The sequence below is a fragment of the Streptococcus sp. k-628 genome (assembly GCF_013277475.1).
Taxonomy (GTDB): Bacteria; Bacillota; Bacilli; order Lactobacillales; family Streptococcaceae; genus Streptococcus.
The window spans coordinates 1-14,677 of record NZ_VMMZ01000021.1 but is presented as its reverse complement, the minus strand read 5'-3'; the positions used below and the strand labels follow the sequence as shown (position 1 = coordinate 14,677).

Below are 14,677 nucleotides of genomic sequence, written 5' to 3'. Positions count from 1 at the left end.
TTTCGAAGAGTATAAATAGTAAACAAAAAGGAGCTTTTGGCTCCTTTTCTTTGTAATTATAAGGTTTTTTCTTGTTCTCTCACAACCAGCAAATCGACCTTAGCATGGCGGAGAATGTATTCAGATGAAGAGCCGACCAAGAGGCGTTCAAAGGCGTTGAGACCAGTTGCGCCAACGAGGATGAGATCCACTTCCTCAGTATCTGGAATAGTACGTGCTAGTAGGGTCTTTGGATTTCCCATTTCAATGACGATATGAACATCTGCCACACCAGCATCTTTAGCACGTTTTTCGTACTCTTTCATCAGACTTTCAGCATCGACTTGGAGTTGTTCGTAAACTTCAGCATCAAAGGTGGATACGCTTTGAAGAGCGCGTGTGTCAATGACATGGGCGATGGTGAGTTTAGCGTCGTTTCGTAGAGCAGAATGAACTCCCTTGATAAAAGCCAAGTCCGCTTCCTTAGAACCATCGATTGCGACCATGATATTTTGGTAACGTTGTGCCATAATGAAACCTCCTGAAATTTTCTTACTATCATTGTAAACCTTTTCACTATAGAAGTAAAGCAAAAAAAGTATTTTTCAAAAGAATGTTAGCGCTTAAAATCTATATAAATATATGATAAAATAAAAGAAAGGATAGCAGGAAAGAAGTGAAGGGAGGGAGAATGATGAAAAACTCTTTTCAAAAATCAAATTTCCTTTATTATGGAATCATCCTAGTTTCAGTCTTGCTAGAAGTGATCATGATCTGGCAATTAGAGAAGTTGATTCCGCTTCTCTATCCAGGTTTTATTGGCTTTTTACTCTTTCATCTACTCTACCATCTAATCTTATTCCTAGTTGCAAAACGAAGTGGGCGTTGGGATTACTTGATGATATGGGGACTTTTCCTCATGTTTAATCTTCTCTATGACTCCTTTTTAGGCTTACTTTTTCTAGGTTTATCTTTTGGTATGTGATATGTCTTTCGCAAAATACCTGCTATCTCACTTGTCTTGACCTCGCTTTTAGTGAGGTTTTTCTTTTATCCGCACCTAGTAATACATTTCAGCAAACTTGTCGCATTCTCTTTCTAGTGGTATAATGTTACTATCTCGATGAATTGAGGAAACAAGATGAAAGAATATAACAAGTCTAGTAAGTTAGAGCATGTTGCTTATGATATCCGTGGTCCTGTTTTGGAAGAAGCCATGCGGATGCGAGCAAACGGAGAAAAGATTTTACGTCTGAATACAGGAAATCCAGCAGAATTTGGCTTTACAGCGCCAGATGAGGTCATTCATGACTTGATTATGAATGCGCGTGATAGTGAAGGGTATTCTGACTCTAAAGGGATTTTCTCAGCCCGTAAGGCTATCATGCAGTATTGCCAATTGAAGAAATTCCCAAACGTAGATATTGATGATATTTACCTTGGAAATGGTGTCAGTGAGCTGATTGTCATGTCCATGCAGGGGCTTTTGGACAATGGGGACGAGGTCTTGGTGCCAATGCCAGACTATCCTCTCTGGACAGCTGCTGTCAGCCTAGCTGGAGGAAATGCCGTTCACTATATCTGTGATGAAGCTGCAGAATGGTATCCAGATATTGACGACATCAAGTCAAAAATCACTTCCAATACCAAGGCAATCGTCCTTATCAATCCAAACAACCCAACTGGAGCCCTTTATCCTAAGGAACTCTTGTTGGAGATTATTGAGATTGCCCGTCAAAACGATTTGATTATCTTTGCGGATGAAATTTATGACCGCATGGTCATGGATGGACATGTGCATACGCCTGTGGCGAGCCTGGCACCAGATGTTTTCTGTGTCAGCATGAATGGTCTGTCAAAATCCCATCGTATCGCTGGTTTCCGTGTGGGTTGGATGGTCTTGTCTGGTCCTAAGACTCATGTCAAGGGCTATATCGAAGGGCTCAATATGCTATCCAATATGCGCCTTTGCTCTAACGTTTTGGCCCAACAAGTCGTACAAACTTCCTTGGGTGGTCACCAGTCGGTCGATGAATTGCTCCTTCCTGGTGGACGAATTTATGAGCAAAGAAATTTCATCTATAATGCTATTCAAGATATTCCAGGTTTGTCTGCGGTAAAACCAAAGGCTGGACTCTATATCTTCCCAAAAATCGACCGCAATATGTACCGCATCGATGATGATGAGCAGTTTGTTCTTGATTTCTTGAAGCAGGAAAAGGTTCTCTTGGTTCATGGTCGAGGCTTTAACTGGAAGGAACCAGACCACTTCCGTATCGTTTATCTTCCTCGTGTCGATGAACTTGCCCAAATCCAAGAAAAAATGACTCGTTTCTTGAAACAGTATCGTAGATAGGGCTTACATTCGAAAAAGCAGTAAACATTTGCCTTGAGCTATTGACAAAAGTGAAAGAATCAGATAGAATAGTAAAGTATGTTTAGTAACTGATCACTTTATAGCCGGCTAAACGAATACAAAATCTATGAGGAGGTATTCATCGTGAAACGTACTTATCAACCAAGTAAACTTCGTCGTGCGCGCAAACACGGATTCCGTAACCGTATGTCAACTAAAAACGGTCGTCGCGTATTGGCAGCTCGTCGTCGTAAAGGACGCAAAGTTTTGGCTGCATAATCCAAACGAACCATAACAAAAATCAGTAGGAACTCGAGTCTACTGATTTTTATTTTTGTAAAAAAGTTCAAAAAGGCTTTATATTTTTGCTCAAATGGTGTATAATATTTCACATACTGTAAAAAATGGAGAATAATCATGAAGAAATCAAAAGTTATGCTTTTTGGAGCTATGGCTTTGACAGCAGGTCTAGCTCTAGCGGCATGTGGGTCTTCCCAATCAAGTAACGCTGAGAAAACCTACTCTTATGTATTTACCAGTAATCCTGATACCTTGGACTACATTACGTCAACGCGTGGTTCTACTTCAAGTATCACGACCAACTTGATTGATGGCTTGTTAGAAAATGATAAGTATGGTAATCTCATTCCATCTATGGCTGAGTCATGGACGGTGTCAAAAGATGGTTTGACCTACACTTATAAGATCCGTCAGGGGGCGAAATGGTACACTTCAGAGGGCGAAGAGTATGCGGATGTAACGGCTCATGACTTTGTGACAGGTCTCAAGTATGCAGCTGATAAAAAGGCTGAAAACTTGTACTTGGTTCAAGACTCTATCAAGGGCCTCGCAGACTACGTTGAGGGGGAAACATCTGACTTTGAAACTGTTGGTGTTAAGGCAGTGGATGACTATACTCTTCAATATACTTTGAATAAGCCGGAATCTTACTGGAATTCTAAGACTACTGGAGGCATTTTGAGTCCTGTAAATGAGGCTTTTTTGAAATCTAAGGGAGATGACTTTGGAAGTGTAACACCATCCAGTATCTTGTCAAATGGTCCTTACTTGTTTAAATCTTTCTCATCAAAATCTTTGATTGAATTTGATAAAAACCCTAATTATTGGGACAAGGATAATGTGAAAATTGAGAAAGTGAAGCTCTCTTTCTTTGGCGGTTCTGATCAAGATAGTTTGGCGAGAGGATTTTTGGAAGGGAACTACTCGGACGGTCGTATCTTCCCGACAAGTTCAGTGTTTAATCAGTTGAAAAAAGGGAATGAGGACAAAATCACCTACACACCACAAAACTCCATTACCTTCTACTATCTTTTTAACGTTAATCGTCAAAGCTACAAGCAGACCATGAAACAGTCTGATAAGGAAAAGACAGATTCACTTGCAGCCATGCGAAATAAGGATTTCCGTCAGGCTGTCAACTTTGCCTTTGACCGTCATGCTTATGCAGCGCAGACAAATGGTGAAGATGGAGCAGACCGTATCTTGCGTAACACGCTTATCCCAAGTGATTTTGTCCAAATCGGTGGTAAAAACTTTGGAGATGTTGTCAATGAAAAGATTATTAACTATGGTACAGAGTGGTCGAATATCAATTTGAATGATGCGCAACCTGCCTTTTTAAATGCTGAAAAAGCCAAGGCAGCATTTGCTAAAGCTAAAGAAACCTTGCAAGCAGAAGGCGTGACTTTCCCAATTCATTTGGATATGCCAGTTGACCAGACGGCCAAGTTAGATGTGCAACAAGCAAGTTCTTTTAAGCAGACAGTGGAAGAAACCCTTGGGGCGGACAACGTTGTGATTGACGTGATTCAACTTTCTCCAGACGAGAAGGATCAAGCTACATTCTTTGCAGATACAGCTGAACAAAAGGACTATGACATTGATATTTCAGGTTGGAGCGGAGATTACTCAGATCCGAAAACTTATCTTGATCTCTTGGATCCAGAGTCAGGTTCTCAGCTTAATAATATTGGGTTAACTGCTGGAAAAGATAATGAAGTAAAAGAAAAAATTGGACTTTCTGCTTATAAGAAGTTACTAGATGAAGCAGATAGCGAAGTTGAAAATACTCAGGCTCGTTATGAAAAATTTGCTGAAGTCCAAGCTTGGTTGACTGACAGTGCCCTCTTCCTACCAGTTCAAAGTGGCGGAGCCAACCCAATCTTCCGTAAGACTGTACCGTTCACAGGAGCCTTCTCGTTCGTTGGTCATAAGGGAGATGCTGATAACTACAAATATGTTGAACTGCAAAAAGAGCCGGTAACTGCGAAACAGTACCAGGAACTCTATGATAAATGGCTAAAAGAAAAAGCTGAGTCAAATAAAAAAGCTCAGGAAGATTTAGCTAACCACATTCAATAATATTCCTAGTCATGCTTTTTAGTTAAGCATAGTGACTATGTTCAGAGAAAAGCCTTACCAGACGCTTTTGATTCTGGTAGGGTCTTTTTTTATTTTTTACTTTTGATGAAGTAACTGGAGGGGATAGGAATACAGATACCTAGAATGACTTATTTTATGTTTTTGAATGAGAATCGATTAAAATTTATAAATCTGTATAAGGGATTAGTGACAAAACGATAGCAAATAGGGTAAATTTCTATATATTTTAATTAAAGTAAAAATTAGGCTAAAAGTGGACGGGGGGGGGATTTTATGCTATAATGTACGTATATTCTTATCGCCTAAAGCGGATATATTATAATAAAATTGTATTATAGTATATTGGCTTTTTGAATAAGAAGCAATAAAAATAAAAAATGGAGATCAAAGAATGAAGTATAAGAGAACGCAGAAACGCTCCAAGCAAATGTGGCAGCGTGTAGAAAAGTTTTCGATTAGAAAGTTTAGCTTTGGAGCGGCGTCGTGTTTGATAGGGGCATCTTTAGTTGGGGCTGCTGGGACGGTGCAACCTGTAGAAGCTGCTTTGACATATGAAAAAACAGGGGATAAGACAGCTCGCACTTTATATACAAATTTAGGAGAATCTCCTGATAAAGCTACTGGTAGTGGAGTTCATGATGTAGTAGATGTAGATAAAGAAATTCAAATTAACGTAGATTGGTCACAATATAGCAAAACAAATCCCTATGTAAAAGTTACTTATAAGTTTAATGGTGGGTATGGAGCCTCTGCTATTTATCACTACGGTGGAGGACGTCCTGAATTTTGGTTTACAACTCCAATTGGAGTGAAAGAACCGAGACGGGTTACTCTATATAACACTGGTACTGGCTCCCAAGGTCGAGTCATGACTAGTTGGAAAGGCTCTCAAGGCTGGATTTCATGGTCTAACTCTGTCGGTTCGCGTTACCAAAACGCAGAAGCTGCCAAAGCTTTAAATGCAGGTGACCCTACTAAATGGGAATGGTACAACGATACAACAGGTGAAAGTGGGAAGACTTACCGCGGGGATCTGGATGCGATGTTTTGGTGGCGCATGGGAGATACTATAGCAGGGAAGCCAGGAGACCAAGCTATTTACCAATTGTTTAAGAACAATACCAAGAGTTTCTATGCTGACTGGGAAAAAGCAGCACACCAAAGCGTTACGATTGAAGCAGAATATGAAGTTGTGGACCCAACTTTAAAAAATGAAAGATATACCTTAGATTTTGGTGCGGGGGTTAAAGTAGGACATGCGGGCTCGCTCAGATCACGCTTTAAAGTATCAACGGAACAAGTTCCTGCATTATATAAAAATACTGAATTTTTTGAGCCTAAAATTCCAGAACGTCTTGGAGTTAAAAATCCGGATAGTTTAACAGATTTTGAAAAAACACTTGTTAAAGATAGAATTTTAAAGGCAAACCAAGACAATAGTAATGATACTCTTCCAGAAGGTAAGAAGAAATTTATAGAAAATCTACAAAATGGAAGTGATGGAATTCAAATTGGAAATGATGGAACAGCAACTATTACCTACTTAGATGGTTCAACAGATGTAATTCCAGGTGGGGCTCTTGTTTATAAAGATATAGACGCAGCAGAACCTTCAGATGGTACGAACGGTACTTATTATTATCACATTTCTCCATATCCAGTTGCAAATTTGGATAATATTAGTGATGAAGAGATTGAAAAAGCTTTACAAAAATTTTATGAAGTAAATGGAATGACCTTTAATGGTGATCTTATCAGTAGTGTTGGGAGTGGCGTTTCAGATAACTTTGTAGGAAAATCCCTTTCACCTTTTAAAAAATTTGGAACAACTTTTCAACATGTATCCATATTAAATGGCGATAGAACGCCTACGGGAGTATCAATTCCGAAAGGAGCTTTATTCAAATTAAAAGCTACATTTAATGATGCGGATGCAGCAGAAGCAAAAGTAAAAGGAAATGAGACAATTGATAAATTAACTTTCCTTTCTCCAAAAGAAAAAGAAGTCTTCAAAAAAGAGTTGGAAGGTAAAACAAGTCAGGAAGATATAAATTCTGTTGTAAATACAGCAATTTCAAGAAATTCTAAAAACGAAAAAGGTATAGCAGAGAAAAAACTTGAGGTTAAAAAAGGAATTGATGCCTTAACTTACTTGACTAACGCTGAAAAAGAAGAGTTACGTAAAAAAGTAGATGATCAAGGTATAGCAGACCCTGAGAATGCAGATGGCTCGGAAGGAAAAGCTTTAGACCATACAAAATCTTTGCTTGATAAAATTTTGACTGATGCAACCGCGACTAACTTAGCAAAAGCTAAGGAAAAAGCTAAGGAGCAAATCGAGAAGATTAAAGATAGTTTAACTCCAGAAAAAGTAGAAGAATTTAAAAATAAAATTGAAAGCGCCGATTCTGTAAGTAAGATTGAAGAAATTCTCAAAGAAGCGGAAACTCTTAAAGCAAAAAATGAAGCAGATAAAGAAAAAGCTGAAGCTGACAAGCTAAAAGAAGACTACAAGAAGAAAATTGACCAAATACCTGGATTATCAGAGGAAGATAAGACTAACTATAAAAAACAGATTGATGATGCAACATCACAAGATCAATTGGACAGAATTCTCAAAGATGCAGAAGAAAAAGTAAGTCGTGAGCAAGCCCGTACGGATGCTGAAGATATTATTGATGGTTTAACTCATTTAAACAATGCTCAAAAAATGGAATTGAAAGAACAAGTAGTTGCAGCTGGGGATAAAGCAGAACTTGACCGTATTGTGAATACTGCAAGAGAGCTAGACTCTAAGATGGATTCTTTACAAAAATTAGTAGAAAAAGCTAAAGAAGTTAAAGGATCTGAAAAATATAATACAGCTGATCAAGATAAGAAAACGGCTTTTGATACAGCAAAAGATGCAGCTTCAAAAGTAGCTGATAAAGCGACAGGAACTTCAGCGGATGCATCAGAGGTATCTACTCTAATTGAGAATCTAGCAAAAGCAATTAAAGAGTTAACAGGACAAGAGGTTGTTGTGCCTGTATCGAAAGATGCTTTGAAAGCAGAAATTGATGAATCAGATGCGATTAAAAATTCAGTAGCTTATGTTAAAGAAACAAGTGCAGATAAGAAAAAAGCTTACGATGATGCTTTAGCAAAAGCTCAAGAAGTGTTTGCTAAGCAAGATGCTACACAACCAGAAGTGGATGATGCTTTAGCTAAATTGCAAGAAGCACGAATTGCCTTGTCAGGAAAAGTTGAAGACTTTACTTTGACTCTTAAAAATAGTGATGCAGCAAAAATTTCTAAAATACCAGTGGCAGGTGAAACTCTGTCAGATGCAGATAAAGCAATTGTCAAGGATAGCGTAACAGCTAATAATGAAGCTTTAAAACAAGATGAGACTGTTACATACGGAAATATTACAGAAAAAGACGGTAAGACATACGTTAAAGTAACCGTAACTCGCGATGGTGTTTCAAAAGAAATTGAAGTTCCAGTAGAAGGAACAGAAGCAGCGAAATCACCACTAAAAGATCCTGAAAAAGTAAAAGTAACAGATCCTAAAAAGTTAACCCCAGAAGAACAGACTGCGGTAAAAGAAGCAGTTAAGAAAGCAAATGATACATTAAAAGATAATCAAATTACAGTAGATGAACAAGGAAATGTAACTGTAACATATTCTGACCAATCACAAAATAAACTTCCTGCATCTAAGACTGTAGAGGCTAAGACAGAAGCAGAAAAAGCATTAGACAAAGCAAAAGAAAAAGCGAAAGCTGACTTAACAAAAGCAGCAGACAAAGAAAAAGCAGAAATCGAAGCAGACAAGACCTTAACAGAAGATCAAAAGAAAGCTGAAAAAGCGAAAGTCGATGAAGCTAAGAAAGCTGCAGAGTCTAATATCGATAAAGCTGGAACAACTGATGAAGTAACAACTGCAACAGAAGACGGTAAGAAAGCAATCGATGCTGTTCATAAAACTAATGCTGAGAAAGCAACTCCAACAGTAACAGGCGGAGCGGTAGAAATTTCTGTAGACCCAGATACAGCAACAAACGTTGATAGCGAAGCAGATAAAACTGCAATTAAAGACGCGGTGACTGTTCCAGAGGGACAACCACAACCAACTAAGAAAGAAATCTTAAATTCTGGTGCTATTAAAGACGGCAAAACTCCAGGAACGAAGGTAGTAGAAGTCGAAGTAACATACGAAGATGGATCAAAAGAAATAATAGAAGTTCCAGTTGTTAAAAAAGACCAAGTATTTACAGTAGGTGTAAAAGACCCAGCAAAACCTATTGAGATACCAAATACCCCAACAGTAGGAGAAGACTTAAAAGACGAAGATAAGGAAAAAATCAAAGAAAACTTACTAGTCAATGGCGAGTCGTTAAAAGAAGGCGACAAGGTAGAATTTGGCAAAGTTACACAAGAGCAGGATAAAACAGTTGTTTCAGTAACGGTAACACGAGATGGTAAGAGTGAAACAATCAAGGTCGAGGTAACTAAAAAATCTGAACCATTTAAGTTGACGGTTACTGATTCAACCCAACCGGTATCGATTTCAAAAGAGCCAGTTGCAGGTGATAAGTTAACACCAGAAGATGAAACTTTAGTGAAAAATAAAGTCAGAGTAAATGGTGAGGAATTACAAGCCAATGAAGATGTAACAGTTGGTGTAATCGCCAATGAAGACGGTAAGTTTGTTGTTCCAGTCACAGTAACACGTGATGGTAAGAGTGAAACAGTCAAGGTCGAGGTAATTAAAAAATCTGATACTACGAGTGATCAAGGAGAACAAAATAATCAGGATGATCAAAGTGGTTCAGAAGGACAAAAAGATAAAGATAAAGCTACTCCAAATGTAAAAGATTCAGTAACTGCAGCAGGAGGAGTTCCAGTAAGTGTAGACCCATCTAATGCTCCTAAAGTAGCGGAAACAGATAAAAAAGCAATTACAGAAGCTGTAGTAGTACCAGAAGGACAACCACAACCGACAGACAAACAAGTCAAAAATGATGGAGAAATTGTGGAAGGAACAGGTGCAAATGAAGGTAAGAAAGTAGTTGTAGTAGAAGTTACTTATGGTGACGGATCAAAAGATGAAATCGAAGTACCTGTAAGAAAAGCGACTGATATAGACAAAGCAAAAGCTGATCTAACAAAAGCTGCAGATGCTGAAAAAGCTGAAATTGATGAAGACAATGCATTATCTAAAAAAGAAAAAGAAGCATTGAAGAAACAAGTTGATGAACTGAAAGCAAAACACGAAGAAAACATCAATAATGCAACTTCGCCAGAAGCTATAGCATCAGCCACAGAAAAAGGTAGACAGGAAATTGCTGCTGTTCATACGCCACAAGATATTACAGAAACAGCTAAGAGAAAGTTAACTCCACCAAAAGAAAAGGTTAAAGTTACAGATATCAATCATTTAACAGATGAAGAGAAAGAAGCTGTTAAAAAAGCGATTGTGGCGACTAACCCTCAATTAGAAGAATCTGAAGTCTATGTGAGTGATAAGGGAGATGTAGCTTCTCCTAAAGGTTACTTGGAAGCAGAAAAAGTTGTTGTTCAGGCATTAAACAAACCAGCGACACCAGTCGTAGTAGCTGATCCAAATCATTTAACAAATGATGAAAAGGAAAAAGTAAAAGAAGCTGTAGCCAACGCAAATCCTGGTCTAAACAAAGATGATATTACAGTCGATGACAAAGGTAATGTAACAACTAAGAATGGTGATAAATTACTTGCAAAAGATGTTGTAACTCCAGCCTTGAAGAAGCCAACAACACCAGTTGTAGTTGGAAATCCTAATGCTTTAACAGAAAAAGAAAAAGAAGACATTAAGGATGCTGTCGCAGCTGCAAATCCAGGCTTAAACAAAGGTGATGTTACAGTAAATCCTGATGGCAGTGTAACAACTCCAAAAGGAAATCTACCAAAAGAAGATGTTATAACAACTGTTTTAAATAAACCGAATAAACTTGTTGAAGTAGAAAATCCAAATAGCTTAACAGTTAAAGAAAAAGAAGCCGTTAAGAAAGCTGTTGTAGAGGCAAATCCAGGTTTAACTGAAGATAAAGTCAAAGTCGATGATCAAGGAAATGTCACAACACCACAAGGTAACTTGCCAGCAAAAGATGTTGTAACTTCTACCTTGAAGAAACCAACAACCCCAGTTGAAGTTGTCAACCCATCTAAATTGACAGAACCAGAGAAATCTAAGATTGTAGAAGAGATTATTAAAAATAATCCAGGTTTAACAGATAAAGATATCAAAGTCGATGACCAAGGAAATGTTGAAACACCAAAAGGTAATTTACCAGCAGAGGATGTAGTGACACCAGCCTTGAAAAAACCGACAAATCTTGTCCCTGTTAAAGATATCAATAACTTATCAGATGCAGAAAAAGACGCTGTTAAGGATGCTGTTGTAGCTGCAAATCCAGGCTTAAACAAGGACGATGTCAAGGTTGATGGTCAAGGCAATGTTGAAACGCCAAGAGGTAATTTACTGGCAGGAGAAGTTGTAACTCCAGCCTTGAAGAAACCTGTGACACCTGTAGAAGTTAAAGATCCTAAAAACTTAACAGATGCAGAAAAAGACGCTGTTAAGGATGCTGTTGTAGCTGCAAATCCAGGCTTAAACAAGGATGATGTTAAGGTTGATGGTCAAGGTAATGTTGAAACACCACAAGGTAATTTACCAGCAAAAGATGTAGTAACACCAGCTTTGAAGAAACCTGTCACACCTGTAGGAGTTAAAGATTCGAATAACTTAACAGACAAAGAAAAAGAAGATGTTAAGAAAGCTATTGTTGAAGCAAATCCAGGCTTAAACAAGGACGATGTCAAGGTTGATGATCAAGGAAATGTTGAGACTCCAAACGGAAATCTACCAAAAGAAGATGTAGTAGTACAAACTGCTAAAGGGCAATCTACAAGTATCTTCAAACCAGAGTTAGACTTACAAACTGCTTTAGTATCAGGAAAAGTAACTGTAGAAAAAGGTAAAGGCTTAACAAACGAAGAAATCCTAAAACAATTAGCACTAGCTGATGGACTAACAGCGAAAGTTATTTTTAAACCAACTACAACTGAAACAGGAACTAAAGAAGCAGAAGTGGAAGTAACACTAGCTGATGGAACTAAAGTAACTGTAAAAGTACCGGTTGAAGTAGTTGATTCCTTAGGCACAGCTGATAAAGATAATGATCTTGCTAAGGCTAAAGAAGATGCTAAAAAACAAGTAGAAGACGCTGCTAAGAAAAAACTTGAAGAAATCAAGAAGGATACAGATTTAACCGAAGAGCAAAAGCAAAAAGCTGAAGAAACAATCAATAAAGCTAAAGATGAAGCTAACAAAGCTATTGACCAAGCATCATCAGCAGGAACAGCTAAACAAATTGCAGATCAAGCAAAAGAAAATATTGAAAAATATGATCCAAAAGCTGATGCAGAAGTTAAGAAACCAGATGTAACAAACCTTGATGAAGAAAAAGCGAAAGCAAAAGCTGAAATACTAGAAGAAGCTCAAAAACGCATTAACGAAATCAAGAACAATAAAGATTTATCAGACGAAGCGAAAGCCAAAGCTATCGAAGAAATCAATAAGGCCAAAGACAAAGCGATTGAAGACATCAACAAAGCTCAATCTAAAGATGAAATCAAGGCGGCGAAAGAAGCTGGTATTCATAAGATAAATGAAGTTCAACCAGATGGCTCTATTGCATCTAAATTCGATCCGAAAGTTCCTGAAAACAAAGTGGAAGTGGAAAATCCAGCAAAACTTTCAGATGAAGAAAGAGAACAAGTTCGTCAAAACATCGAAGGTGCGAACACATTCCCAGATGGAACAACAGTAGAAGTAAAACCAGATGGAACAGCTGTTATCACATATAAAGATGGTTCAAGCGATACGATTTCTAAAGATAAATTAGTAGCGCCAGCTAACAAAGAGACAGGAACAATCGCGTCAAGAACCGAGCCAGTTATCCCAGGAAAAACACAAGTAGGAAATACTACGAAGTTAACACCAGAAGAACAGGCTGCGGTTAAAAAAGCGGTAGAAGATGCGAACAACTTCCCAGCAGGAACTACAGTAGAAGTAAGACCTGATGGAACAGTAGTCATCACCTATCCAGATAAATCTGTAGATACAATAACAGGGGATAAACTTGTTGAAAAAGGAAGTAAACAAGAAACTCCAAAAGTTCAGACAGATGCAGAGAAGAACCCAGCGCAAGTTCCAGGAAACTTTGTACCTGTTGAAAATACTCACAACTTGACACAGACGGAGCAAGATACTGTAGCAGCTAAGGTCAAAGAAGCAAATCCAGCGGCGACAGATGTTAAGGTATCTAAAGATGGAACAGCAACTCTAACATATGGAGATGGTTCAGTCAATACAATCCCAGGAACCAGTCTAGTAGTAGCCAAAGATACTGACAATGAAGCTTCAACACAAGCCGCGCAAAATCCAGCTGTGGTGCCAGCAACTACAGAAGTTGGAAATGCTCACAGCTTAACACCTGAGGAACAAGCTGCAGTAACAGCTAAAGTACAAGCAGCCAACCCAGCGGCGACAGTTATAGTATCTAAAGACGGAACAGCGACATTGACATACTCAGATGGTTCAGTAAACACAATTCCAGGAACCAGTCTAGTAGTTCAAAAAGAGGAAACTTCAACACAAGAGCAACCAACAATCGCAGAGAAGACAAAAGTAATCATCCCAGCTACCCCTACAAAAGTAGCAGAAGCTACAAGATTAACAGATGCAGAAAAAGAAGCTGTTAAAAAAGCTGTAGTAGATGCAAATGGATTCGGAAGCGATGTTAAAGTTGAAGTAGCTGGAGATGGCACAGCGACAATCGTCTTTAAAGATGGTTCAGCTATTACAATTCCAGGAAATCAATTGGTAGTACAAGATCCAAAAGCACAAGATAGCACTAAACCGACTGCTGAAAAATCAACTGTTAAAGCGCCTGCTCAAAGAGTAGATGTAAAAGATATAACTCATTTAACAGATGAAGAAAAAGAAAAAGTTAAGGTTGCTATTTTACAAGCAAATGGTTCAGCATTAGACGGAGCGACAATCAATGTAGCTGGAGATGGTACAGCAACAATCACATTCCCAGATGGTTCAGTAGTGACGATTCTAGGAAAAGATACAGTTCAACAATCTGCGAAAGGTAAATCTGTAACTCAAGAAGCTACACCAGAGTATAAGCCAGAAACTATACCAGGTGGAGATAAGGGAGGCAATACTGGAAGCTCAGATGCTAATGCGAATGCAGGCGGTGGTAGCCAGGCAGGCGGACAGGCTAACACAGGTTCACAAAACCCAGCTCAATCACAAGCTTCTAAGCAATTAGCTACTGAAAAAGAATCAGCTAAAAATGCCATTGAAAAAGCTGCCAAGGACAAGCAGGATGAAATCAAAGGCTCACCGCTTTCTGATAAAGAAAAAGCAGAACTTTTAGCAAGAGTGGAAGCAGAAAAACAAGCAGCTCTCAAAGAGATTGAAAATGCGAAAACTGTGGAAGATGTGAAGGAAGCAGAAACGATTGGAGTGCAAGCCATTGCCATGGTTACAGTTCCTAAGAGACCAGTGGCTCCTAATGCTGCTCCTCAGGCAACAAGTGCACCGCAAGCAACTGCAGGAACAATGCAAGATGTTACCTACCAGTCACCTGCTGGCAAACAACTACCTAACACAGGTTCAGCATCAAGTGCAGCACTTGCTAGTCTTGGTCTAGTGGCGGCAACCAGTGGTTTTGCTTTGCTAGGAAGAAAGGCTAGACGTAGAAAATAGGACAGCTAGAAAATTCTATTCTCTACTTAAAGTTAGATTATAAGGGGGATTTGGAGAAATCATCAATCCTAGTGATGGATGAGAAAAGTGAGAACCCAAGATAATCACATATTTTATACTCAATGAAA

The 14,677-nt window shown here is 38.6% G+C and carries 6 protein-coding genes and 1 pseudogene; 6 read left to right on the top strand and 1 reads right to left on the bottom strand.

Going from position 1 to position 14,677, the window contains the following annotated elements; all coding sequences use genetic code 11:
• Positions 1 to 56: 56 nt before the first annotated feature.
• A complete protein-coding gene (locus tag HT730_RS03515) occupies positions 57 to 509 on the bottom strand; it encodes a universal stress protein (RefSeq protein ID WP_000079145.1) in 453 nt (150 codons plus the stop codon).
• Positions 510 to 670: 161 nt separating this feature from the next.
• On the opposite strand from HT730_RS03515, the gene HT730_RS03510 reads away from it, so the two are divergent.
• From HT730_RS03510 to HT730_RS10660, 6 genes and pseudogenes are all read left to right on the top strand, one after another.
• Positions 671 to 964 carry a hypothetical protein gene (locus HT730_RS03510; RefSeq protein ID WP_173306823.1) on the top strand — a complete coding sequence of 98 codons (294 nt, stop codon included), beginning with the start codon at positions 671 to 673 and terminating at the stop codon, positions 962 to 964.
• A gap of 156 nt (positions 965 to 1,120) precedes the next feature.
• Positions 1,121 to 2,335 carry a pyridoxal phosphate-dependent aminotransferase gene (locus HT730_RS03505; protein WP_084948407.1) on the top strand — a complete coding sequence of 405 codons (1,215 nt, stop codon included), beginning with the start codon at positions 1,121 to 1,123 and terminating at the stop codon, positions 2,333 to 2,335.
• Positions 2,336 to 2,479: 144 nt separating this feature from the next.
• On the top strand, positions 2,480 to 2,614 hold the full coding sequence (gene rpmH, locus HT730_RS03500) for a 50S ribosomal protein L34 (protein ID WP_000831905.1): 135 nt from the start codon (positions 2,480 to 2,482) through the stop codon (positions 2,612 to 2,614).
• A 138-nt stretch (positions 2,615 to 2,752) separates the two neighbouring features.
• Entirely contained in the window at positions 2,753 to 4,717 is a 1,965-nt protein-coding gene (locus HT730_RS03495; RefSeq protein ID WP_173306822.1) for a peptide ABC transporter substrate-binding protein, read from the top strand.
• Positions 4,718 to 5,129: 412 nt separating this feature from the next.
• Positions 5,130 to 13,397: pseudogene (locus HT730_RS10340) on the top strand (DUF1542 domain-containing protein); the annotation flags it as partial.
• Positions 13,380 to 14,549 (top strand): DUF1542 domain-containing protein, encoded by a 1,170-nt coding sequence (locus HT730_RS10660; protein WP_345890423.1) that lies wholly within the window; start codon positions 13,380 to 13,382, stop codon positions 14,547 to 14,549. The pseudogene HT730_RS10340 and the gene HT730_RS10660, both read left to right, overlap by 18 nt.
• Positions 14,550 to 14,677 lie beyond the last annotated feature (128 nt).

Excerpts from the sequence above, each read along its gene's own strand:
- HT730_RS03505 (WP_084948407.1), top strand. The coding sequence starts at position 1,121 with ATGAAAGAATATAACAAGTCTAGTAAGTTAGAGCATGTTGCTTATGAT.
- HT730_RS03510 (WP_173306823.1), top strand. The coding sequence starts at position 671 with ATGATGAAAAACTCTTTTCAAAAATCAAATTTCCTTTATTATGGAATC.
- HT730_RS03495 (WP_173306822.1), top strand. The coding sequence starts at position 2,753 with ATGAAGAAATCAAAAGTTATGCTTTTTGGAGCTATGGCTTTGACAGCA.
- HT730_RS03515 (WP_000079145.1), bottom strand. The coding sequence starts at position 509 with ATGGCACAACGTTACCAAAATATCATGGTCGCAATCGATGGTTCTAAG.